The following is a 23,365-nucleotide window of genomic DNA, read 5'->3' as shown; positions in this document are numbered from 1 at the left end:
AGCTCACCCGGGCGGCCAGTGGACATGCTACACTGCCTGACTTTTTTAGCGACGCGTACAGTAATGGACATAAAACAGCTTACCTATCTCGTCAATCTTGAGCGGGAACGCCATTTTGGCCGTGCCGCTGAAGCCAGTTTTGTCAGCCAGCCCACGCTCTCGATGCGCCTGAAGAATCTGGAGCGTGAGTTAGGGCTTTCATTGATCAACCGCAGTAATAACTTTGATGGCTTTACCTCGGAGGGCGAGCGGGTACTTTCGTGGGCGCGGGAAATCGTGTCAGTTTACCAGGGGCTGAAGCTGGAAGTGGAATCCCTGAAGCACGGCGTCAACGGTACGCTGCGCATCGGGGTGGTGCCACAGTGCAGTATTTCACTGCCGCTGATGCTGAAAGAGATCAGCGATCGGTATCCGCAGCTCGATTACCGGGTAGCCGTCCTTAGCGCCGATCAGCTGCTGGAAGCGCTGAACAGCCACACGGTGGATGTCGGTATCGGCTTTTTCGAACTCGCCACGCTGCGCGAGCTGCATTTTCAGGCTGAGCCACTTCAGGATGAAGGCGTTGAGGTGGTCTTTCATCCGCGTTATTTCCCGGAGCTGTGCGGCGACACGCCGCTTCGGCTGGCCGACCTTTCAGAGGTTCCACTGTGCCTGGCTGATCAGACCCGCTATTTCCGTCGCTATCTGGATGGCCATTTTCGGGACGCGGCGCTGCGGATGCGGGTCATCATAGAGACGACTTCCATCTTTCAGCTGCTGCAAAGCACGCAGGTGGGGCTGGGCTGCCTGATCTCTCCACGTGGACATCTGCTGCCGGAAATGACGCCCGAACTGCAAAGCCGCGTGCTGGATATCGCCCCCATGTCGCGCGAGGCCGCGGTGGTGATCGCTGAGCCGGGCCGGGCAACTCCGCTTTCACAGCACTTTTTTGATGAGGTGCGCCGCTGGGCAAGTGAGCGTTAGCCTCGTTTTGCCGTCTGAGGTTTTAACCTGAACGTTCGCACTGCCGGGCAGTAAGCGGCGCTTATTCAGTCAGAATGGGCGTCTGTGGTTTCCGTCGAGCCAAGCGCCAGCATCAGACGATTATGCCAGCCAGTCAGCGCCGTGAACTGGATCAGCCCGAAGAGGGAGTGCAGATCCTGACCTTCCTCTTTCAGCGGCTGGATATGAGCAGCGCTAAAGCGGTCAGGCGAGCGGGTAAGCTGTGCCGCCAGGTTAATCACCGCCTGTTCTCTGACCGCTGCCACAAGCATCGCCTGTTCAACGTTTTGCTGTAGCGCATCGCGCAGCTTTCCCGCACCGTAACGGTAAAAACAGGCTGAACTGCCATTAATTCTGGCGCAAACCGCGCCCGCCAGTGCGCTTTCTGGCGATTGCCGCTGCGGCTCCAGCGAGCAGATCAACAGGTTCAGACACTCCAGCACCGGCGCATCATGCGCCAGCACGCCGCCGTTCTCCTTCAGCAAGCGCTGTCTCTGACAGCGCGCCAGCAGCTCAAGCTGATGAGGGCAGGCGTCACGCTTTTCAACCGGCCTCAGGCTGGTCTGCCAGCGCGCCTTTTGCCTGAGCGTTTCGGCATCTTGCGGCAGAGGCATGCCGGGGATCCAGCGTACCGGCAGGGCGAGAAGGGCATGAATGCCTGCCACCACCCGCGCCTGGTAACTGACAAAGCCGATGATCTGAGTGAGGGTAACGATATCCGCAGTGGTAAGTCCGGCTTCGTTCAGTCGGTGCAGTGCCGCACCGTCAATCACGGCGGGCTGGCTGGCAAGCTGGCGGGAATACTCCGTCATCAGCGTCAGCCGCCGGTTGCTCTCTCTTGAAGGATCGGGACCGGAGAGCGGGTTAAGGCGGGCGGCGTAATGATTGCAGAGACGCTGGATGCCCGTCACCTGCGCGACGATAAGCGCCGAGCTGAGGCGGTCGTATAGCGTGAGCGTATGCGTCCTGCTGGTGGCCAGGCCCGCCGGAAAAAGCCGGTCACAGGTCCGGCGGGCGGCCAGCAGCGACGCACCAGCCTGCCGCAGCACGCTTTGCAGTTCACCGGTGCACTGTGCAGCCAGACCGAGCAAAAAGCGATCCTCGACATCCGCCGCCTCAGGACAGAGCGGCGCCGTGTGGAAGTCGCGGGTGGCAAGCGTTTCATGATACCAGTGACTGTGGCCGGGAGAACGGCGCGGTTCCATGGTCATTCCTTATCAGGTTAGCCGGCCCGGCGAGGCGATATCTCCTGACCGGACCTGAAGAGCATCACTATCCTGCCGCAGGGCGGCTGATGAACCAAAGAATGATCGGTGCTAATAAATAGCGGAACGGTATAACTCGCCTACCTTAATTATTTTATCTGGAATCGCACTGCTTAATCTGCAAACGGAGAGAATCAGGATTGTCAGGAAAAAAAACCATTACTTTTGTAGCGGAAAGAAACAGGGTTTTATGAGGTTGGGCAGCCCAGGCGTCACGGCAGTAATCTCGGTCGTTAAAGTCAGCCCAGAGCGCAACGTTAACAATCAAATCATTTTTGAGCATGCCGACCCGCTGAAAAATTTGTGCAGAGTAACTAATCAGTACGGTGGCCAGCAGCAGTAAAGCAAAGCGTAAAAACGTTCTTTTCCACTCTTCACCTCCGTTAACTATTAACCAGACAAACAGCAACGGCGAAATAATTAAGGCCAGCAAGACAGAGACGATTAAAATGCCGTTAGAGACAATATCGTTAAAAATAAAATTAAAGGGGATATAGAGTGGCGTAATGAGCTGCGCAGTGAGGGGGAGAAGTGAAGGATCGACGGAAAAAACCTGATTTATTGCGCCGTTAGCCCATTGGCGTGAAAGAATAAAAAAGAGAAAAAGAAAGACTGAAAACAGCACGCCCACCATCCAGAATCGCGCTGATGAGGCCCTGATTGATTTCCCCCATGAGGAAACTGAAAACCAGGCCAGAATAAAATAAAAAGGGGCCAGGCAGGTTACAATCAGCGCAGTGCCGGCAAAGTAAATATTGCCGGTAAAGAAAAATAACACGGGCATGAGAACAAGCAGCCATAAATAGCCTGTGTAAACATTCAGTTTAAATAAACGCAAACCGGTTTTCCTTAGTCTGTTGATCAACGATCTTTACGCCAGGCGTCAGCCGTCAGCGCCTCACCAAAATGGCTCGCAATCAGTCTTTTGGTCAGATCGTGCAGCGGACAGGCCAACACTTCTGCGGTGCTGCCTCGTTCCACGACTTCGCCGTGATGCATTACCAGCACCTGATCGCTGATATGTTTCATCATCCCCAGATGCTGCGTCACATAGATGTAGGAAATCCCGTGCTTCTCCTGAAGTTCCAGCATCAGGTTGACCAGTTGAGAGCGCATCGACATATCCAGCGAGGCCAGCGCCTCGTCGGCAACAATGACCTTGGGCTGAAGGATCAGCGCGCGGGCCAGTCCGACGCGCTGCTTCTGCCCGGGGGCCAGCATATGCGGATAGTAAGCGGCATGATCCCGCAGCAAGCCGACCTGGCGCAGCGTACCAATAATGCGTTTTTCCCGCTCTTCGGCGGTTAAATCGGTATTCAGCCTGAGCGGAAAATCCAGGATCTGACCGATGCGCTGACGCGGATTGAGCGATGTGGACGAATCCTGAAAAATCATGCGGATACGCTGGCTACGGTAGCCGTAATCCCCATGCTTCAGCTGATGGTCGTCAATCACAATTTCGCCTTCGGTCGGTTCAATCATACCGCTGAGCATCTTTGCCAGGGTCGATTTACCCGATCCGTTTTCGCCGATAATCGCCAGCGTTTGCCGCTCCCGCAGGGTAAAGCTGACGCCCTTGACCGCCTCAACATGCTGCCGTCGGAACAGGCCGGTGCGGTAGCGGAAGGTTTTACTCAGATTGCGCACTTCCAGCAGCGTTTCAACCATCACTGTTTCTCCATATTAAGCGGGAAATGGCAGGCAAACAGATGCGAACGGGGTCCGGCAAGGCGTGGCGTCTGAATACAGGTTTTCTGCGCGTAGGGGCAGCGTGGGCCAAGGCGGCAACCGATCGGCAGGTGCTCCAGCGAAGGAATCGCGCCGGGCAGGGTGTTGAGGCGGCTCTTATGCGGCAGCGACAGCCCAAAATCCGGCATCGCGCGGATTAGGGCCTGCGTATAAGGATGATGCGGCGTGGCAATCAGATCTTCACTGCGTGCCGTTTCCACGGTCTGTCCGCAGTAGAGAACATTAATGCGGTCGGCCCACTTGCTGAGCATCTGCAGGTCGTGGCTGATCAGCAGAATAGTGGTGTTATTGTTCTGATTCAGCCGGGTCAGCAGGCGGAAAATCTGCGCCTGAGTGGTTGGCTCCATCGCATTGGTCGGTTCGTCGGCGATCAGCAGGCGCGGCTGGTTAGCCAGCGCGATGGCGATCATCACCTTCTGACATTCACCGTCAGTCAGCTCATAGGGATAGCTGCTCATAATATCTTTATGATCTTTTATCCCCACGCGGTGCAGCAGCTCAATGGCGCGGCGGTGACGCCAGCGGAAGCGCTGATACCAGCGGCCCTTCCACGTCCAGCGGGGGATTGCCTGCATCAGCTGACGGCCAACGTTCTCAGAGGGGTCCAGACAGGATTGCGGCTCCTGGAAGATCATGGAGACATTATGACCAACGATTTTACGGCGTTCAGCAGGCGAGAGATGCAGCAGATCGATATCATTGAACCGCATCCGGTCTGCGGTAACCCGCCAGTTATCCTTAGTGACGCCGCAGATGGCCTTGGCAATCAGGCTTTTTCCCGAGCCGGACTCGCCCACCAGGCCGCGAATTTCCCCTTCGGTCAGGGTGATACTGACCCGATCGACCGCCTTGACCGGCCCGTCGGCGGTCATAAATTCAATGGTCAGATTACGGATATCGAGCAGCGGCATTATTCAACTCCCGACACGATAGCCCGGCGGATACCGTCGCCGAGCAGGTTAACAATCAGTACGCTGAGCATAATCGCCGCGCCGGGCAGCATCACGGTCCAGGGCGCCACATAAATCAGCTCCAGCGAGTCGCCAAGCATCGCGCCCCATTCCGGCGAGGGCAGCTGGGCGCCCAGGTCGAGAAAGCCCAGCGCGGCAATATCCAGAATGGCCATCGACAGCGCCCGTGTAAATTCAGACACCAGCAGCGCCAGAATGTTAGGCAGCACGGCATAACGCAGAATATTCATACTGCTCGCGCCATCCAGCCTCGCGGCCACCACGTAATCTTTTTCCAGCTCGTCATGCACCGCCGTATAAATCGCCCGGACAAGTCGCGGAATAATCGCCAGGAAAACCGCCAGCAGGGCATGCTCCAGACGAGGCCCAAGAAACGCCACGACGATGATAGCCAGCAGCAGCGAGGGAATAGAGAGCAGCGTGTCCAGCAGATGGTTCAACAACGCCGAACGCAACCCCCTGGTTAAGCCTGCGATCAGGCCGATGACCAGAGCGCAAACGGCGGCGAGAACGGTGACCAGAATTGCCGATCCGACGGTCGGGGCCGCGCCGCTTAACAACCGGCTCAGGACGTCCCGGCCAAGATCGTCGGTACCGAGAAAGAATGAGACGTCGCCATACCTCGACCAGGAAGGCGGCTGAAGCTGATAGCCCAGAAACTGCTGGTCCAGGTCGTACGGGGCCAGAAGCTGACCAAAGATGCACAGCAGAAGCAGCACGATAAAGGTATAAAAGCCGACCATCGCCACCGTATCACGGTAAAACAGCCGCCAGGTGTAACGCAGTGGACTGGGGGCGCGCTTCTCGGCGTAAATATCATCGTAAGGCATACCATTCCTTATGCTTCAAAGGGGTAGTGAGCGCGCCCAGAATATCTGCCAGCACATTGACGGTGATCACCAGACTGCCAACCACCATCACGCCAGCTGAGATAGCGGCATAATCCTGCTGGCGGATGGCATCCACCAGCCAGCGGCCCAGTCCGGGCCAGTTAAATACCATTTCGGTAATCATCGCCAGCGTCAGCATGGTTGAAAACTGAAGTCCCAGCCTTGGTATGACCGGCGGCAGCGCGTTATGCAGCACGTGGCGGCGAATAACGGTAAAACGGGAGAGGCCGCGCGTGGCGGCCGCTTTGATGTAGTTCTGCTCCATCACCTCGCGGGTACTGAGGCGTAGCAACCTGACCACTTCCGTCGTCGGCGCCACGGCCAGCGCCAGCACGGGCAGGATCATGTGCTTTATGGCGCTGATAATCATTTCATGTCGCCAGGGCGAAGGACTAAGCCAGGCATCAATCAGCGCAAAGCCGGTAATATCTTTTACCGGATAAAGCAGGTCAAAGCGTCCGGAAACCGGCAGCCAGCCCAGCGTCAGGGAGAAAAAGAGCGTCAGCAGCAGCGCCAGCCAGAAGATCGGCAGGGAAAATCCGATTAAAGCCAGCGCGCTGATCAGTTTATCCTGCCACTTGTTGCGCAATACCCCGGCAGTGATACCCAGCGGAATACCGATCAGCATCGCCAGGGTAAAGGCCAGAATGCAGAGTTCAAGCGTGGCAGGGAAGACTTCAAGTATCTGCTGATTGATCGGCTCGCCGTTAGTACTGGAGACGCCGAAGTCGAGCTGGAACAACCCCTGATACCAGAAAAGAAAAGCGTCACCGAACGAGGCGCCCATCAGCGGCGCGTGAGGCGTAAAGTAGCTCAGGCTGAAACCGACCAGCGTCAGCATAATAAGGGTAACCACCCAGAGCACCAGACGGCGCAGCGTATAGATCAACATGATTTACTTCTCCTCGCCATCAACACGATGCACGCCGGCAAAGGAGGCATTACCGAAGGGGCTGAGGACCAGTCCTCTGATATCAGCGCGATAGGCCTGCAGCCGCAGGGAAGAGGCCAGCGGCAGCACGGGTAGCGCCTCGGCCAGCATCGTCTGCGCCCGGTCATAATAGTCAATCCGGGAAGCCAGCTGCTGTGAGAGCAGCGCGTTATGCAGCGTTTCGTCAAATTCAGGGTCGCACCAGTGCGCATAGTTAGTCTGTGAGCCGATCGCTGCGCAGCTGAACAGTGGACGGAAGAAGCTGTCCGGATCGTTACTGTCGGTCGCCCAGCCGGTCAGCGTCAGATCGTGCGTCATCTCCATCAGACGCGCCTCCTGAAAACGTCCTTCGACCGGGACAATAGTGACGGAAACGCCAACCTGGGCGAGATCGGCCTGAATCAACTCGGCGGTTTTCAGCGGGCTGGGATTCCATGCCTGCGAGGCAGAAGGCACCCATAAATTAAGGTGGAGATTCTCAACGCCAAGCGCTTTCAGCTGCTCGCGGGACTTCTGTGGATTGTATTCAGTGACGCGGGCCTCGTTGTTATACGCCCAGGATGCCCTGGGAAGGATCGAGGCGGCGGTCTCCGCCGTCCCGTAATAGATGGATTCCATCAGCCGCTCATTATTGATCGCCAGCGCCAAAGCCTGACGCACTTCCACGCGATCCATCGGAGCTTTGCGCGTGTTAAAGGCCAGATAGGCGATATTCATGCCGGGGCGGAGCGTCAGCCGGAGACGGGGATCGTCACGCAGGACCGAAATCTGGCTGGCGGCCGGATAGGCCAGCACATCACATTCGCCGGTCAACAGCTTGGAAAGGCGTCCGGTTCCGCCTGCGCCCATATCGATGACCACCTGCGACATTCTGGGGAGGCCTTTCCAGTAGTCAGGATTACGTGCCAGGCGGATATACTGGCCGGTACGATACTCACTGAGCATAAAGGGACCAGTGCCCACCGGCTGGCGATCCATCTGTTCCTGCCGATCGGCGCGGGTCAGCTGGTCGGCATACTCGGCTGACAGAACGGGCGCATAGTGGGTAGCCATATGCCACAGGAACGACGCATCAGGGCGGTGCAGACGAATCTCAACCGTATAGTTGCCCAGTTTTTTGATACTTTTTACCGCATCGGCAAACTGCAGGCTGTCAAAATAGGGGTAATCGCCGCCGTTAACGCCGTGCCAGGCGAAGCGTCGGTCAAAAATGCGCCTGAAGCTGAATACCACATCATCGGCGTTTAACTGGCGGCCAGGGGTAAACCAGGCGGTCGTCTGAAACGAAACGTCGTGGCGAAGATGAAAGCGGTAAGTGGCCCCGTTATCCCGGACCTCCCAGCTTTTCGCCAGCTGAGGTATCAGGCGGTAAGTATAAGGATCCACATCGAGCAGCCGGTCATAAAGCTGAGCGGCAAGCGTATCGACAATTAATCCTCCGCTGGCGAGCTGGGGATTAAAAGAGGCGATATTTCCGTTCACGCAGTAGACGAAGCCGGTCTGCCGGATATCACCAGGCACGGCGGCCCAGGCAGAGGAGGTCGCCAGCAGCAGGCCAGTAAGGAGAGTCGAAATTAATATGCGCATAGGTCATCTGAAATATCAGGCAATCATCAGAGTGTACCGCACTCTTGAACAACGCCCAAAGATTGCGGGGATAACTGACGTTTTTTCAGGCGAAAAGGGCGTAAACCCGCTTTGAGGAATTTTTGCTGACGCAGGAGCGGGATAAAAGCCCTGCTATGCCACCAAAAATGCGCACGGTATATATGCCCGCAAAGTCTGTGGGAATGAGAAAGATTCTCAACAAACTACTTTACAAGCTGCATTGAGAATGATTATTATTCAGGTGCGCTTTACCGGTGGCTCTGCCGGCAAAGCGCACGACATTGCTCACATTGCTTCCAGTATGTTTAGCCCGCCCTGTGCGGGCTTTTTTTTGTCCCTATTAGCCAGAGCGGGCCAGCAAGCGTGACAGCTTTTATTGGCACGACTGGCCACGGCGCTAGCTTCCCGGTGCAAACGCGCCGCTCGCCAGAAACCAGCCCATAAACAGGATGGCGGCAACAAGAATGATAAGGGGCGGGATAAATTTCAGGTTCATGAAAGGCGTCTCAAAGTTTGCCGGGATCGATCCCGTGTTTTTTCAGCATTGCACGCAGCTGATGATAGGTGACGCCGAGCAGTTCAGCGGCGCGGCGCTGATGAAAGCGCGCCTGAGAAAGCCCCTTTTCCAGCAGCGCTTTCTCCTGCTCATGCTGCCAGCGGCGTAAATCCAGCGGCAGGGCGGGAAGCGCTGCCGTTTCAAGTTCTGCTTCCGGTTGCTCTGTAAGATGTCGCGGCTTAAACGGATTAACAATCACGTTATCCAGCGGCTCATCAATCTCGCTCTGACGATAGACCGAGCGCTCAACCACGTTTTTCAGCTCGCGGATATTGCCTGGCCAGCCATAGTCCAGCAATACCTGGCGGGCCGCCGGTGTGAATCCGGGAAAGAAAGCCCGGCCAAGTTCGCGGCACATCTGGATGGCAAAATGGTCGGCCATCACCAGGATATCGCTACGGCGTTCGCGAAGCGGCGGCAGTTGTACCACGTCAAAGGCCAGCCGGTCGAGCAGATCCGCCCGGAACTTCCCCTGGTTGGCGAGCAGCGGCAAATCGTCATTGGTGGCACACACCAGCCTGACGCTGACCTGTAAAGGCTGACTGCCGCCCACGCGCTCCAGCTGCCCATACTCAATCACCCGCAGCAGTTTTTCCTGCACCAGCATCGGCGCCGTGGCTAATTCATCCAGAAAGAGCGTCCCGCCATCGGCGCGCTCAAAGCGGCCCAGGTGGCGTTTCTGGGCGCCGGTAAAGGCGCCAGCCTCATGCCCGAAAAGTTCAGAGTCGAGCAGGTTCTCATTCAGCGCCGCGCAGTTAAGCGATACAAAGGGACCCTGCCAGCGTTCGGAGAGGTAATGAAGACGGCTGGCTATTAACTCTTTACCGGTGCCGCGTTCGCCTGTGACCAGTACCGGTTTGTTCAGCGGCGCTAACCGTGAAACCTGCTCCAGCACTTCCAGAAAGTTATTCGACTCACCCAGCAGGGTATCGCGCTGTTCCATGAATTTCACCAAATGTTAGTGATTTCGACCACATTACCGCCCTTAAGATAGACTGTAAAGCGCAGGAGTCGCCTGAAATCAATAAGATAAAAGTTGGCACGCTAATTGAATAGTCATTAACAGCGCACCGCGCCATCTAAACTGATTAATGAGGATTGTGATTATGGGTATTTTTTCTCGTTTTGCTGACATCGTAAATGCCAACATCAATTCGCTGCTGGAAAAAGCGGAAGACCCACAGAAACTGGTCCGCCTGATGATTCAGGAAATGGAAGATACGCTGGTGGAAGTCCGTTCAACCTCGGCCCGCGCGCTGGCGGAAAAGAAACAGCTGCTGCGCCGCATTGAGCAGGCAGAGATCCAGCAGACCGAGTGGCAGGAAAAAGCGGAGCTGGCGCTTCGCCGTGATAAAGACGATCTCGCCCGCGCCGCGCTGATTGAAAAGCAGAAACTGACCGATCTGATTACCTTGCTCACCCGCGAAGCGGAGCAGGTTGAAGAAACGCTGGTCAGAATGAAGGGTGAAATCGGCGAGCTTGAAAGCAAACTGGGTGAAACGCGCGCCCGTCAGCAGGCGCTGACGCTGCGTCATCAGGCTGCTTCCTCCTCTCGTGACGTTCGTCGCCAGCTGGACAGCGGTAAGATTGATGAAGCGATGGCCCGTTTTGAATCGTTTGAGCGTCGTATCGATCATATGGAAGCCGAGGCGGAAAGTCAGAGCTTTGGTCGTAAAAAAACGCTCGATCAGCAGTTCGCCGAACTGAACGTTGATGATGAAATTAACGAGCAACTGGCGGCGTTAAAAGCCAAAATGAACACCCCGAGCGAATAACAGGCGTGCGGCACCGTTCAGGTGCCCTTACTGCAGTTCAGGTTATAACGATTCAAGGAGACAGAATGAGCGCGTTATTTCTTGCCATACCTTTAACCATATTTGTGCTGTTCGTGGCACCTATCTGGCTGTGGCTGCATTACAGCCGGCAAAACAGCAGCACCGAGCTGTCACAAAGTGAACTTCAGCGCCTTCAGCAGCTGACGCTTGATGCCAAACGGATGCGCGAGCGCATTCAGGCGCTGGAAGAGATCCTTAACGCCGAGCACCCTAACTGGAGGCAGCCATGAGCAACGTCATCGTAAAAGGCAAAAAGCTCTGGCGCATTCCTTCGCGCGGTAAGGTTAAGGGCGTTTGCGCCGGCATTGCCGACTATTTCGAGATTCCGGTACGTCTGGTGCGGGTTATCGTCGTGCTGTCGATGTTTTTTGGCCTGTTTATGTTTACTTTGATCGCCTATTTCGGGCTCGCTTTTGTGCTGGATGAAATGCCGCGCGATATGGCGAATCAGGGTGAAAAACTGCCTTCCGCGGGAGAGCTGCTAGATAATCTCAGCGCTGAGCTTAACGGGGGCGAGCGGCAGCTGCGTGAGATGGAGCGTTACGTCACCTCCGAGACGTTCAGCGTCCGTAGCCGTTTCGGCCAGCTCTGAAAACCCGATCTTTAATCCTGTGGGCCCAATCAGGCCCTCATCTGACGCTGGAGAAGAGTTATGCGTAACTGGCAATCTGTTTTACAGCATCGCGCCTCGCCCACAGCGAAAAAAGTCGGCAAATTTATCCTTATCAGCGCGCTGAATTATGGTCCCGCTGGTGTGGCAGGCTGGGCCGTTAAATCGGTGACGCGCCGCCCGCTGAAAATTTTACTGGCCTGGGCGCTGGAGCCACTGCTGCGCCGTCTGGTGCGCGGTGCCAGCGCGCGCTGGAATAAATCCTGAAACTTCTGTTATTTACGCCAGTAAGGAGAGCGCGTACTCTTTGTTCAGACCAGGATTGAACAAACCAACAATAAGAAAAAGGTGCCGACACCCAGATGAAACGACTCCAGAATGAATTGCTGTCGCTGGTCAACCGGGGCGCGGATCGCCACTTGCGCCTTGCCGTTACCGGACTGAGCCGGAGCGGAAAAACGGCTTTTATCACTTCGCTGGTTAATCAGTTACTTCATGTCAATTCCGGATCGCGCCTGCCGATGTTCTCCGCCGTCCGGGAAGAGCGGCTGCTGGGCGTGAAGCGCGTACCGCAGCGTGATATGGGCATTCAGCGCTTTACTTACGATGAAGGGCTGGCCCAGCTTTACGGAACGCCACCCAGCTGGCCGACGCCGACGCGAGGCGTCAGTGAAATGCGCCTGGCGCTGCGCTACCGATCCCGGGAATCGCTGCTGCGTCATTTTAAAGATACCTCCACGCTCTACCTTGAAATCGTCGATTATCCCGGCGAATGGCTGCTCGATCTGCCGATGCTGGCCCAGGACTATCTGAGCTGGTCACGCCAGATGACCGCCCTGCTGCAAGGCGATCGGGCCAGCTGGTCCGCGCGCTGGCGTAAGCTCTGTGAAAATCTCGATCCTCTGGCGCCCGCAGACGAAAATCGCCTCGCGGAGATTGCTGACGCCTGGACCGAATACCTGCTGAAATGTAAGCAGGAAGGGCTGCATTTTATCCAGCCGGGCCGCTTTGTGCTGCCGGGCGATATGGCGGGCGCGCCGGCGTTACAGTTTTTCCCCTGGCCGCAGGCTGATGAAGCTGGGGCCGCTAAGCTGGCGCAGGCGGAGAGCGGCAGCAACATCGCTATGCTACGGGCGCGCTATCGCTACTACTGCCAGCATGTGGTGAAAGGATTTTACAAAGATCATTTTCTGCGCTTTGACCGCCAGATCGTTCTGGTTGACTGCCTGCAACCCCTTAACAGCGGTCCGCAGGCGTTTAATGATATGCGTCTGGCGCTGACGCAACTGATGCAAAGTTTCTCCTACGGTCAGCGTACGCTCTTTCGCCGCCTGTTTTCACCGGTGATTGATAAGCTGCTGTTTGCCGCCACCAAGTCAGATCACGTCACTGCCGATCAGCACGCCAACCTGGTCTCGCTGCTGCAGCAACTGGTTCAGGATGCGTGGCAGAATGCGGCCTTTGAAGGCATAACCATGGACTGTATCGGCCTGGCCTCGGTACAGGCAACGGAGAGCGGATTGGTCGATCATAAAGGTGAGAAGATCCCGGCGCTGCGCGGCCACCGGCTGGAGGATAACGCGCCGCTGACGGTCTATCCCGGTGAAGTGCCGCCGCGTCTGCCTGGTCACGCATTCTGGCAGGAACAGGGATTTCATTTTGAACAGTTCCGGCCACAGGATGCGGACATAGACCGGCCTCTGCCGCATATTCGTCTCGATTCCGCGCTGGAGTTTTTACTGGGAGATAAACTGCGATGAACGTACCGATTAAACCGCGGATTGATTTCGCGCAGCCCCTGGAAGCAGAAAAAGGCCCGGTGCTTAAAGCCGCCAGGGCGTTCGATCGCCAGGAAGCGCAATTTATCGCTCAGCAGCCTGACGCCCAGCCCGAAGAGGAAGGGAGCGGCGAGCGGGCGGTTGACGCTGCGCTGCGGCCAAAACCGAGCCTGTGGCGCAAAATGGTCAAAGCCGGCCTGGCGGTCTTTGGCGTGAGCGTGGTAGCTCAGGGCGTCCAGTGGGCGCATCACGCCTGGCTGCAGCAGGACTGGATCGCCATGGGAGGCTGCGTGGCTGGCGGCCTGATTGTCTTTGCCGGGGTGGGATCGGTAATTGGTGAATGGCGCAAGCTCTACCGTCTGCGTGAACGTGCCGAAGAGCGGGACGTGGCGCGGGAACTGCTGGGCAGCCACGGTATGGGCAGGGGACGCGAGTTCGGTGAAAAGCTAGCCCGCCAGGCCGGACTGGATCAGGCCCATCCAGCCTTGCAGCGCTGGCACGCCTCGCTGCATGAAACGCTCAACGACCGCGAAGTTGTCGCGCTCTATGCACAATTGGTGCAGCCGGTGCTAGATCGCCAGGCAAGGCGCGAAATTGGCCGCAGCGCAGCGGAATCGACGATGATGATCGCGGTCAGCCCGCTCGCGCTGGTTGATATGGCGTTTATCGCCTGGCGCAATCTGCGGTTAGTTAACCGTATCGCGGCGATCTACGGCATCGAATTAGGCTACTTCAGCCGGATTCGCCTGTTCCGTCTGGTGCTGCTGAACATCGCCTTTGCCGGTGCCTCGGAACTGGTCCGGGAAGTCGGTATGGACTGGATGTCTCAGGATCTGGCCGCCCGCTTTTCCGCCCGCGCGGCACAGGGAATTGGTGCCGGGCTGCTGACGGCAAGGCTGGGGATCAAAGCGATGGAACTTTGCCGTCCACTGCCCTGGATGGAAGGGGATAAGCCGCGCCTGGGCGATTTCCGCCGCGACCTGATAGTTCAGCTAAAAGAAGCGCTGCAAAAAGGACCGGTGACGCCGGATAAGTAGCTTACTGTCAACTTTTCCTTCCGGATCTCTTCTGGCGTGCGCAACGATAGAGTATCATCAGCGCACGCCAGTTATTGAAGAAGGTTGCCACGCATGCGTCTGGAAGTATTCTGCCAGGACCGACTCGGTCTTACCCGCGAACTGCTTGATTTATTGGTGGAACGAAGCATCGATCTTCGCGGTATTGAGATTGCCCCTATTGGCCGCATCTACCTGAATTTTTCTCCGGTTGAGTTTCAGCAGTTCAGCCAGCTGATGGCGGAAATTCGCCGTATCCCCAGCGTGACAGATGTCAGAACCGTCTCCTTTTTGCCCTCCGAGCGTGAGCACAGAGCGCTGAGCGCTTTGCTGGTTGCGCTGCCAGAACCGGTATTTTCAATCGATCTCAAGAGTAAGGTGGAGCTGGCTAACCCGGCGGCTCAGACGCTTTTTTCACTAAATGAAGAAAAAATGCGGAATTACGGCGCCGGTGCCCTTATCGCGGGCTTTAATTTTCAGCGCTGGCTGGAGAGTGAGCGGATAGAGCCTCAGGCGCAGCGCGTGGTGATCCAGGGCCGGGATTTCCTGATGGAAGCCACGCCGATATACGCTTCTGGTGATGCTGAGCAGCCGGAAAGCCCGGTTGGTGCGGTGGTAATGCTGAAATCGACCGCGCGGATGGGGCAGCAGTTGCAGAATCTGGCGGTGAATGATGACAGCGAATTCCAGCATATTGTGGCAGTGACGCCGAAAATGCGTCAGGTGATCGATCAGGCCCGCAAGCTGGCGATGCTTGATGCGCCATTGTTAATCGTTGGCGATACCGGCACGGGCAAAGATATGCTGGCCCGCGCCTGCCATTTGCGCAGTGCGCGTGGCAGCAAACCCTTTCTGGCGCTGAACTGCGCCTCGCTGCCGGACGACGTGGCGGAAAGTGAGTTGTTTGGTCATGCCGCCGGTGCTTATCCCAACGCGCTGGAAGGTAAAAAAGGTTTTTTTGAACAGGCTAACGGCGGCTCGGTACTGCTTGATGAAATCGGTGAAATGTCGCCGAGAATGCAGACCAAGCTGCTGCGCTTCCTCAACGATGGCACTTTCAGGCGGGTGGGCGAAGAGCATGAAGTTCATGTTGATGTACGGGTGATTTGCGCCACTCAGAAAAACCTGACGGAGCTGGTGCATCGCGGTGAATTCCGTGAAGATCTCTTTTACCGTCTGAACGTGCTGACGCTGAATCTTCCGCCGCTGCGCGATCGCCCTCAGGATATCCTGCCGCTTACCGAGATGTTTGTGGCGCGCTTCGCGGATGAACTGGGCGTGGCGAGGCCGAAGCTTTCACCGCAGCTTAATGCCTTCCTGATGCGTTACACCTGGCCGGGTAATGTTCGTCAGCTCAAAAATGCCCTCTACCGTGCGCTGACGCAGCTGGAAGGGCATGAACTGCGTCCGCAGGATGTGATACTGCCGGAATTCACCCCGGAAATGCCGCTGGGTGAAGAGGCTATCGAAGGCTCACTGGATGAAATTACCAGCCGCTTCGAGCGTTCCGTGCTGACACGGCTTTATCTCTCCTATCCCAGTACCCGCAAACTGGCCAAACGCCTTGGCGTTTCCCACACGGCAATTGCCAATAAGCTTCGAGAATATGGCCTGAGCCAGAAGAAAAACCAGGAAGAGGGCTGACCTCCGCCGTAGTCACTACATAAAAAAGCCAGGTCCTGTGACCTGGCTTTTTTGTCTGTATGAATTATTTCAGAACGGCTAAGGCCGCATCATAATCCGGCTCCGTGGTGATTTCGTTCACCAGTTGGCTGTAGAGCACCTTATCATTCTCATCCAGCACCACCACGGCGCGGGCCGCCAGCCCTTTCAGCGGGCCTTCCGCGATCGCCACGCCATAATCCTGTTTGAAATCGCTGCCGCGCAGGGTGGAAAGCGTGATCACATTGCTCAGGCCATCGGAGCCGCAAAAGCGCGACTGGGCAAAGGGCAGATCGGCAGAGATGCAGAGTACGACGCTGTTTTGAGCCTCGCCCGCTAACTGATTAAACTTACGCACGGAAGTGGCGCAGACGCCGGTATCAACACTGGGAAAAATGTTCAGAATTTTACGCTTGCCAGCGTAGGTAGAGAGCGAAACTTCAGTGAGGTCTTTCGCCACCAGCGTAAAAGGTTTGGCCTGCTGACCAGCCTGTGGAAGCTCGCCAGCAACGGGTACCGGATTGCCCTGAAAATGAACGGTCTGAGACATGATCTTTCCTTATTAGCGCGTTTAACAGTGCAATGAGTGTATGTCATGCACGCCAGGACAAACAGAAAAATCAGTAACAAGGGTTAACACGTTGCCAAAACGGGTCGGGAATCGCTATGGTGTCTGAAGCGTTTTTCTCCGTTCACCCGAAAGGAACAGCCGATGAGATCAGTGAAGGTATATCCGGAAGCCTGGCCGCTCCACACCCCCTTTGTGATAGCGCGTGGCGCTCGCCGTGAGGCGGGTGTGATAGTGGTGGAACTGGAGGAAGAAGGATGCAAAGGCGTGGGGGAGTGCACACCTTATCCCCGCTATGGGGAAAGTGAAGCTTCTGTACTGGCGCAAATCACCACGCTGCTTGATGAGCTCCAGCAGGGGTTAACCCGCGAGCAGTTGCAGCAGCGTTTACCGGCAGGTGCGGCGCGCAACGCCATTGATTCTGCACTCTGGGACTTACAGAGCCGTAAGCAGGGCGACAATCTCTGGATGCTGACCAATACGCCTATGCCACCGGTGATTGAAATGGCACAGACCGTCAGCATCGACTCGCCGGAAATGATGGCGAGCGGTGCGCTGGCGCTGTGGCAGAACGGCGCCAGGCTGCTGAAAATCAAAATGGATAATTCGCTGATTACCGAACGTCTGGTCGCGGTGCGTGCGGCGGTGCCGGAAGCAACGCTGATTGTGGACGCCAATGAGTCCTGGCATGCGGAGGGGCTGGCGGCCCGCTGCCAGCTGTTGGCCGATCTGGGGGTGGTGATGCTCGAACAGCCGCTGCCTGCCGGTGACGACGCCATGCTGGAAAATTTTATCCATCCGCTGCCCGTCTGCGCAGACGAAAGCTGCCACACGCGCGCGAGCCTGCCGATGCTGGCAGGACGCTATGAAATGATCAACATCAAACTGGATAAAACCGGCGGACTGACCGAAGCGCTGGCGCTGGCGACGGCGGCCAAAGCCGCGGGACTGGAAGTGATGCTCGGCTGTATGCTCTGTACCTCAAGAGCGATTGGAGCCGCGCTGCCGCTGGTTAATGCGGCCCGTTTTGTCGATCTCGACGGGCCGACCTGGCTTGCGGCAGACGTGGAACCGGGCCTGCCGTTCAGCTGTGGGCGCATCATGCTTGCCGGCGGTGCAGCCTGATAAGGCACGCTGCCGCCTCAGGGCTGCCAGGTAAGTAAATCCACCATCGCGCCGAGGTACATCTCAGAGGATGCATCGGCGGAAACGGCAGGCAGTTCAGCAGTAATGACCGGTAAACTGAGATCGGCGCACCAGCTGCCGAACGAGCCAGGCGTGGCATAGCCAACAGAAGTGACCAGCGGCAGCGCCATTTTACCGGCCAGCCACTCGCCCAGCGGGCTGGCGTGGGGATCTTCAATACAGGCCAGCGGCTCGTGGAAGGAGACTACCCAGGCCGGTGACAACCGGTGGATCAGATCGCACAGCGCCCGGGTTTCCGGTTCTGACGCGGGGCGCTCGCCCGTCGAAAGCCTGACATCGCGTGCATCCGCCATGCTGTTCCAGCGGTATACAGTCTCGCCGTTTTGCCAGTTTGCGGCGGGAAAATTTCTGTTGAGATCAACCCCTCGTGCATTAGCCCGCAGTCCCAGCTGGCAGCCGTCCGGGTTAACCGCCAGCACCACATGATGACGACGGTGGCTCTCCTGTAAGGTCCGCATGGCGCAGGAAAGCGTCACCACGGCGGCAGTTTCGTCGCCATGCGTGCCGGCAAGAAGCAAACCGCTCTGTGCGTCCGCCGCTGGCGCTGGAAACCACAGTAGCGGCGCGCCCAGCACCGTGGTGCCGTAAATTTCGCTTACCGCATCCAGCTTGCCGCGCAGCGGGCGCGGATGTATCAGTGACATGGCATTGACTCCGGAGTGTTTTTCTAAAGCTAGCGCAAAAGCGCAGGGAACAAAAGTGCCGCACGCGTCACTCTTCTGCCTGGCAGACATCCCGCCGGTAAAATAGGGCGTTGTCCGTTTAGCGATTTGCGCTAAAGTGCCTGACAAAGCCAGTTTCATTACTCTGAGAAATTGTTAAAAGGTGCCCCGATGAACAAAAAAGTTCACTTTACGCTGGCGGCTGTTGCGCTGGCGGTCAGCCCGTTACTTTTCGCGGCTGAAGTTCCGCCCGGCGCTTCGCTGGCCGCGCAGCAGGAAATTGTGCGGCATATCAAAGATGAACCGGCCTCGCTCGATCCGGCCAAAGCGGTAGGGCTGCCGGAAATTCAGGTAATACGCGATCTGTTTGAAGGACTGACAAATCAGGATGCGAAAGGGAATATCGTGCCGGGCGTGGCAACGCAATGGCAGTCAACGGACAATAAGACCTGGATTTTCACCCTGCGTAAAGAGGCACGCTGGTCGGACGGTACGCCGGTCACGGCGAACGATTTTGTTTACAGCTGGCGCAGGCTGGTCGATCCCGGCGTCGCCTCTACCTTTGCCTGGTTTGCCGAACTGGCGGGTATTGAGAACGCTAAGGCCATTTCTGAAGGGAAGATGGCACCTGAGAAGCTGGGCGTGGTTGCGCTGGATCAGCATCGTCTGAAGGTCACGCTCGATAAGCCGGTACCCTGGTTTGTCAGCCTGACCGCAAACTTCAGCCTCTATCCCGTTCCACAGCAGGCGATTGAAAAAGCGGGCGCGGACTGGACGAAGCCGGGTAATCTGGTGGGCAATGGCGCCTACAAGTTGCAGGATCGCGTGGTGAATGAAAAGCTGGTGCTGGTAAGAAATGACCACTACTGGAACGATGCACAATCGGTATTAACCAAAGTCACCTTTATACCGATCAATGAAGAGTCCAGCGCGACCAAGCGTTACCGCTCGAACGATATCGACATTACCGAATCCTTTCCCAAAAACATGTATTCTCTGCTGAAAAAACAGATCCCCGATGAGGTCTATACCCCCGACCAGCTGGGCACCTATTATTACGCTTTCAACACCACCAAAGGACCAACGGCAGATGTGCGCGTGCGCAAGGCGCTTTCATGGAGCATTGACCGCAAAATTATCGCCGAAAAGGTGCTGGGAACGGGTGAAAAACCAGCCTGGCATTTCACACCGGATGTCACCGCGGGCTTCAGTCCGAAGCCGGGCTTTCTGCAACAGCACAGCCAGCAGGAGATGAATGCGCAGGCGAAGGCGCTGCTGGCGGCGGCGGGTTACGGTCCCACTCATCCGCTTAAGCTGACGCTGCTCTACAACACGTCTGAGAATCACCAGAAAATCGCGATTGCTGTCGCCTCCATGTGGAAGAAAAACCTTGGCGTGGATGTCCGGCTACAAAATCAGGAGTGGAAAACCTACATTGACAGCCGTAACAGCGGCAACTTCGATGTAATTCGCGCTTCCTGGGTGGGGGATTATAACGAACCCTCCACTTTCCTCAGCCTGCTGACCTCTTCGCACAGCGGCAATATCGCCAAATTTTCTGACGCGGATTATGACGCGGTACTGAAACAGGCGGCCAGGGAAACCAGCGCGGAAGCGCGCAATGATGATTACAATCGCGCCGAGCAGATCATCGCCGACCAGGTGCCGATCGCGCCGATATATCAGTACACCAATGGTCGCCTGATAAAGCCCTGGGTGAAAGGGTATCCGATCGCTAATCCGGAAGATGTGGCCTACAGCCGCGAGCTGTATATTCTTAAACACTGACCGACTGACCGACTGACCGACTGACCGACTGACCGACTGACCGACTGACCGACTGACCGACTGACCGACTGCCTGGCGGGCCTGCTGGCCCGCCGCGCTATGTGCCGATAAAGCCCCGCAATAGTGCTCTGCTTACTTCATCATCCCTGAAGGTAATGCGCAATAATTCGCCATTATCACCTTCTTCATCTGGAACCCAATGGTCAAAATCCTCTGTTTATTCGGGAGCTGCCTGCTGCTCTCAGGCTGTGCACTAAAGCAGTATCCTGCCTCTCCGCCGGTTGATGAAGTGCAGGCCAGCCAGCTTGACTGTCGCGGCGTGCAGCAGGCAATTGTCAGCCAGCGGGACATTACGGCGCAGATCGACAAAACTGGCGAATTTGATGGGCTGACCGTGCTGGGTTTTATGGGTGACTTCGGTATTGGCAATGGTGTGGCAAAAGGGCTCGCCCGTAAGCGTGCCGCTGCCCGCAGCGAACAGCTTTCGGCGTTGGCACAACAAAAATGCAGTGCAAATGCGCCGGTTGCAGTTGGCTGAGTCTGCAAGGATGCTCGCCTGTGACGCTGTCTGAGCGTTCTGCTTCATCCTTCAGGCGTTTTGCATCAGCGCGGCAGCAGGCTAGACTGTAGCCCTTTACGACTATGACAAGCGGAGCAGCCGTGGAAGCTATTGCCGGTAAAGCATTACAGATTTCAGATGCCATTATCTCCTGCCAGCTCGATGGAAAGGGCGGGATGATTGCTATCAGTGATAAACAGGTGCTGGAATGCGACCGGCCCTGCTGGTTACACCTTAACTATACCCATCGCGAAAGCGCCGACTGGCTGATGTCCACACCGCTGATCCCCGATGCCGTGCGTGACGCGCTGGCGGGTGATAGTATGCGCCCCAGGCTCAGCCGCCTTGGCGATGGTTCCATGATTACACTGCGCAGCGTCAACCTGAACAGCGAATCAAGGCCCGATCAGCTGGTGGTTATCCGGGTATTTATCAATGACAAGCTCATCGTTTCTACCAGACAGAGAAAAGTCTTCGCCATTGATGAGGTGCTGACCGATCTGCAAAATGGTAACGGGCCAGTAGATGGAGGAAGCTGGCTGGTTGAAGTCTGCGAAGCGCTTAACGAGCACACCAGCGAGTTTATTGAAGATCTGCACGATAAAATTATCGGACTTGAGGATGCGGTCGTTGAGCAACAAATCCCGCCGCGTGGTGAGCTGGCGCTAATCCGTAAACAGCTGATTGTGATGCGCCGTTATATGGCACCGCAGCGCGACGTGTTTTCCCGCATCGCCAGCGAACGTCTGCCGTGGATGAGCGATGATAACCGCCGCCGTATGCAGGATATTGCCGACCGCTTAGGGCGAGGGCTGGATGATCTGGATGCCAGCGTGGCGCGGACGGCGGTACTGGCGGACGAAATCAGTACGGTAATGGCGGAAGCGATGAATCGTCGCACCTATACGATGTCGCTGCTGGCGATGCTGTTTCTGCCAACTACTTTTCTGACCGGGCTGTTTGGCGTTAATCTGGGCGGCATTCCCGGCGGTGAATGGCGTTACGGTTTTGCCACCTTTTGTCTGCTACTCGTGCTGCTGGCGCTGGGCGTCGCTGGCTGGTTACGGCGACGCAACTGGCTGTAGCGCGCGTGGCGCGCCGGAGGGAAGAAAGCGGTATAAAGCTGATCGATATCAATATAAGCCTGACGGCGCTGAGGCAAACTTCATTCCGCAGGTGAATGCAACGTCAAGCGATGGGCGTTGCGCTCCATATTGTCTTACTTCCTTATTTTGAATTACTGCATAGCACATTTGATTCATACGAACCGGCCTCTGGCCGGTTTTTTTTGTCCATTTGCCAGCGCCCTGACAGTTGCCTACGCTTAAATAACATTCCCATCCCGAGGAGGAGAAGATGTTATTAGCAAGCGTTATGGAGGCTCCACGTGCATCCGACCCGGTTCCTGTCGACCCGACACCGATTCCGGACCCGATTCCTACGCCACAGCCCATGCCGGATCCACCGCCGGGCGATCCCGACCCAATCCTTGACCCACCGCCTCATATGTAAAAATGAGGCAGGCCGGTTGGCCGGATTTCTGATCCGGCCTGAATATCCTTAGCGGATCTGTAAGACGTCCAGGCGGGTTGGGGCGTCTTCATCCTCTTCCGGCTGCCAGCCAACGGGCTGCAGCGGCAACGTTTCGCGATCGAAGGCCAGATCGCCGCCATCCACCACGTCCGCGCCGTGTTTAATCCCTTTAAAGTCAAACAGGTTAATATCCGCCAGATGCGAAGGCACCACGTTTTGCATCGCGCTGAACATGGTTTCAATGCGGCCTGGATAACGCTTGTCCCAGTCGCGCAACATATCGGCAATCACCTGACGCTGGAGATTGGGCTGTGAACCGCAGAGATTACACGGAATAATCGGATATTCCCGCGCGATGGCAAAACGCTCGATGTCTTTTTCACGGCAGTAGGCCAGAGGGCGGATCACAATATGTTTGCCATCATCACTCATCAGCTTAGGTGGCATCCCTTTCATTTTCCCGCCGTAGAACATATTAAGAAACAGGGTTTGCAGGATGTCATCACGATGGTGGCCCAGGGCTATCTTGGTACAGCCCAGCTCCGTAGCGGTACGGTAGAGAATGCCACGACGCAGCCGCGAACAGAGTGAGCAGGTCGTTTTGCCCTCAGGAATTTTATCTTTGACAATGGCGTAGGTATTTTCTTCCACAATCTTGTATTCAACGCCCTGGGCCTGCAGATACTCAGGCAGGATGTGTTCCGGAAAGCCCGGCTGCTTCTGATCCAGGTTCACCGCCACCAGCGAGAAGTTGACCGGCGCACTCTGCTGCAAATTACGCAGGATCTCCAGCATGGTGTAACTGTCTTTACCGCCGGATAGACAGACCATAATACGGTCACCTTCCTCAATCATATTGTAATCTGCGATCGCTTCGCCCACGTTGCGGCGCAGTCGCTTCTGCAATTTATTGAGGTTGTAGCGGGCTTTTGAATCTTGTTGTTTATCTTGCATTATCGTGTGGCTCACAGTCGACAGGGGATAACAGAAGGGCCGGTAAACGCAGCTAAAGCCCGCGCCCAGACTGGCGTTTATCCTGCTACGCCCGTGCTTTTGCCCGTCTGTTTGATCATAAGTAAAGCTTTACCGCAGTGGGGCTCCGCCAGCCGGTAAAAGTATGGCGTGTATGGTACGGATTACGGCGGGGGAAGGCCGAGG

23 protein-coding genes are annotated in these 23,365 nt (G+C 56.5%); 12 read left to right on the top strand and 11 right to left on the bottom strand.

What is annotated here, in order from left to right; genetic code table 11:
- Nucleotides 1-63 precede the first annotated feature (63 nt).
- The gene (locus tag EA20_RS0118125) at nucleotides 64-963 is read left to right on the top strand and encodes a LysR family transcriptional regulator (protein ID WP_024968178.1); all 900 of its coding nucleotides are present in this window, start codon (nucleotides 64-66) and stop codon (nucleotides 961-963) included.
- Nucleotides 964-1,028: 65 nt separating this feature from the next.
- Here EA20_RS0118125 and EA20_RS0118120 read toward each other — a convergent pair whose 3' ends face one another.
- The 8 genes from EA20_RS0118120 to pspF all read right to left on the bottom strand — a co-directional run bounded on the left by EA20_RS0118120 (nucleotide 1,029) and on the right by pspF (nucleotide 9,894).
- On the bottom strand, nucleotides 1,029-2,186 hold the full coding sequence (locus tag EA20_RS0118120) for an oxidoreductase (RefSeq protein WP_024968177.1): 1,158 nt from the start codon (nucleotides 2,184-2,186) through the stop codon (nucleotides 1,029-1,031).
- 154 nt (nucleotides 2,187-2,340) lie between these two features.
- A complete protein-coding gene (locus EA20_RS0118115; RefSeq protein ID WP_024968176.1) occupies nucleotides 2,341-3,084 on the bottom strand; it encodes a hypothetical protein in 744 nt (247 codons plus the stop codon).
- Nucleotides 3,085-3,107: 23 nt separating this feature from the next.
- Complete coding sequence (gene sapF / locus EA20_RS0118110) at nucleotides 3,108-3,914, bottom strand: putrescine export ABC transporter ATP-binding protein SapF (RefSeq protein WP_024968175.1); 807 nt, start codon at nucleotides 3,912-3,914, stop codon at nucleotides 3,108-3,110.
- Entirely contained in the window at nucleotides 3,914-4,906 is a 993-nt protein-coding gene (gene sapD / locus EA20_RS0118105) for a putrescine export ABC transporter ATP-binding protein SapD (protein WP_024968174.1), read from the bottom strand. The genes sapF and sapD overlap by 1 nt, the downstream gene beginning before the upstream one ends.
- Nucleotides 4,906-5,796: a putrescine export ABC transporter permease SapC gene (gene sapC / locus EA20_RS0118100; protein ID WP_024968173.1), complete on the bottom strand. Its 891-nt coding sequence runs from the start codon at nucleotides 5,794-5,796 to the stop codon at nucleotides 4,906-4,908. Before sapC ends, sapD begins: the two co-directional genes overlap by 1 nt.
- A complete protein-coding gene (gene sapB, locus EA20_RS0118095) occupies nucleotides 5,783-6,748 on the bottom strand; it encodes a putrescine export ABC transporter permease SapB (protein WP_024968172.1) in 966 nt (321 codons plus the stop codon). Before sapB ends, sapC begins: the two co-directional genes overlap by 14 nt.
- Nucleotides 6,749-6,751: 3 nt before the next feature.
- On the bottom strand, nucleotides 6,752-8,374 hold the full coding sequence (gene sapA / locus EA20_RS0118090) for an ABC transporter substrate-binding protein SapA (RefSeq protein ID WP_024968171.1): 1,623 nt from the start codon (nucleotides 8,372-8,374) through the stop codon (nucleotides 6,752-6,754).
- A gap of 527 nt (nucleotides 8,375-8,901) precedes the next feature.
- Complete coding sequence (pspF, locus tag EA20_RS0118080) at nucleotides 8,902-9,894, bottom strand: phage shock protein operon transcriptional activator (RefSeq protein WP_024968170.1); 993 nt, start codon at nucleotides 9,892-9,894, stop codon at nucleotides 8,902-8,904.
- A gap of 163 nt (nucleotides 9,895-10,057) precedes the next feature.
- On the opposite strand from pspF, the gene pspA reads away from it, so the two are divergent.
- From pspA to tyrR, 7 genes are all read left to right on the top strand, one after another.
- Nucleotides 10,058-10,726, top strand: coding sequence for a phage shock protein PspA (gene pspA, locus EA20_RS0118075; protein ID WP_024968169.1), 669 nt, complete (start codon nucleotides 10,058-10,060; stop codon nucleotides 10,724-10,726).
- A 65-nt stretch (nucleotides 10,727-10,791) separates the two neighbouring features.
- Nucleotides 10,792-11,016: an envelope stress response membrane protein PspB gene (pspB, locus tag EA20_RS0118070; protein WP_024968168.1), complete on the top strand. Its 225-nt coding sequence runs from the start codon at nucleotides 10,792-10,794 to the stop codon at nucleotides 11,014-11,016.
- On the top strand, nucleotides 11,013-11,378 hold the full coding sequence (pspC, locus tag EA20_RS0118065; RefSeq protein ID WP_024968167.1) for an envelope stress response membrane protein PspC: 366 nt from the start codon (nucleotides 11,013-11,015) through the stop codon (nucleotides 11,376-11,378). The genes pspB and pspC overlap by 4 nt, the downstream gene beginning before the upstream one ends.
- Nucleotides 11,379-11,438: 60 nt before the next feature.
- Nucleotides 11,439-11,663: a phage shock protein PspD gene (gene pspD, locus EA20_RS0118060; RefSeq protein ID WP_024968166.1), complete on the top strand. Its 225-nt coding sequence runs from the start codon at nucleotides 11,439-11,441 to the stop codon at nucleotides 11,661-11,663.
- Between the two features lie 95 nt (nucleotides 11,664-11,758).
- Entirely contained in the window at nucleotides 11,759-13,156 is a 1,398-nt protein-coding gene (locus EA20_RS0118055; protein WP_024968165.1) for a YcjX family protein, read from the top strand.
- Entirely contained in the window at nucleotides 13,153-14,211 is a 1,059-nt protein-coding gene (locus EA20_RS0118050; protein WP_024968164.1) for a YcjF family protein, read from the top strand. The genes EA20_RS0118055 and EA20_RS0118050 overlap by 4 nt, the downstream gene beginning before the upstream one ends.
- A 93-nt stretch (nucleotides 14,212-14,304) precedes the next feature.
- Complete coding sequence (gene tyrR, locus EA20_RS0118045) at nucleotides 14,305-15,873, top strand: transcriptional regulator TyrR (protein ID WP_024968163.1); 1,569 nt, start codon at nucleotides 14,305-14,307, stop codon at nucleotides 15,871-15,873.
- A 64-nt stretch (nucleotides 15,874-15,937) separates the two neighbouring features.
- Here tyrR and tpx read toward each other — a convergent pair whose 3' ends face one another.
- Nucleotides 15,938-16,441, bottom strand: coding sequence for a thiol peroxidase (gene tpx / locus EA20_RS0118040; RefSeq protein ID WP_024968162.1), 504 nt, complete (start codon nucleotides 16,439-16,441; stop codon nucleotides 15,938-15,940).
- 162 nt (nucleotides 16,442-16,603) lie between these two features.
- Between tpx and ycjG the strand changes: the two genes are divergently transcribed.
- The gene (gene ycjG / locus EA20_RS0118035; RefSeq protein WP_024968161.1) at nucleotides 16,604-17,584 is read left to right on the top strand and encodes an L-Ala-D/L-Glu epimerase; all 981 of its coding nucleotides are present in this window, start codon (nucleotides 16,604-16,606) and stop codon (nucleotides 17,582-17,584) included.
- 17 nt (nucleotides 17,585-17,601) lie between these two features.
- On the opposite strand, the gene mpaA is transcribed toward ycjG, so the two are convergent.
- Nucleotides 17,602-18,309 carry a murein tripeptide amidase MpaA gene (gene mpaA, locus EA20_RS0118030; protein ID WP_024968160.1) on the bottom strand — a complete coding sequence of 236 codons (708 nt, stop codon included), beginning with the start codon at nucleotides 18,307-18,309 and terminating at the stop codon, nucleotides 17,602-17,604.
- A 189-nt stretch (nucleotides 18,310-18,498) separates the two neighbouring features.
- On the opposite strand from mpaA, the gene EA20_RS0118025 reads away from it, so the two are divergent.
- The 3 genes from EA20_RS0118025 (at nucleotide 18,499) to zntB (ending at nucleotide 21,759) form a co-directional block, all read left to right on the top strand.
- Complete coding sequence (locus tag EA20_RS0118025) at nucleotides 18,499-20,115, top strand: ABC transporter substrate-binding protein (RefSeq protein ID WP_024968159.1); 1,617 nt, start codon at nucleotides 18,499-18,501, stop codon at nucleotides 20,113-20,115.
- A 199-nt stretch (nucleotides 20,116-20,314) separates the two neighbouring features.
- A complete protein-coding gene (locus EA20_RS0118020) occupies nucleotides 20,315-20,653 on the top strand; it encodes a hypothetical protein (RefSeq protein ID WP_024968158.1) in 339 nt (112 codons plus the stop codon).
- A gap of 122 nt (nucleotides 20,654-20,775) precedes the next feature.
- Nucleotides 20,776-21,759, top strand: a complete 984-nt coding sequence (gene zntB, locus EA20_RS0118015; protein ID WP_024968157.1) for a zinc transporter ZntB — start codon at nucleotides 20,776-20,778, stop codon at nucleotides 21,757-21,759.
- 475 nt (nucleotides 21,760-22,234) lie between these two features.
- Here the strand turns inward: zntB and ttcA are convergent, their stop codons facing one another.
- Complete coding sequence (gene ttcA, locus EA20_RS0118010; protein ID WP_024968156.1) at nucleotides 22,235-23,161, bottom strand: tRNA 2-thiocytidine(32) synthetase TtcA; 927 nt, start codon at nucleotides 23,159-23,161, stop codon at nucleotides 22,235-22,237.
- Nucleotides 23,162-23,365: the final 204 nt, after the last annotated feature.

The sequence above is a fragment of the Pantoea sp. IMH genome, assembly GCF_000599885.1.
Classification (GTDB): Bacteria; Pseudomonadota; Gammaproteobacteria; order Enterobacterales; family Enterobacteriaceae; genus Erwinia.
The sequence above is the reverse complement of the archived record's forward strand: the minus strand, read 5'-3'. Positions and strand labels throughout refer to the sequence as shown.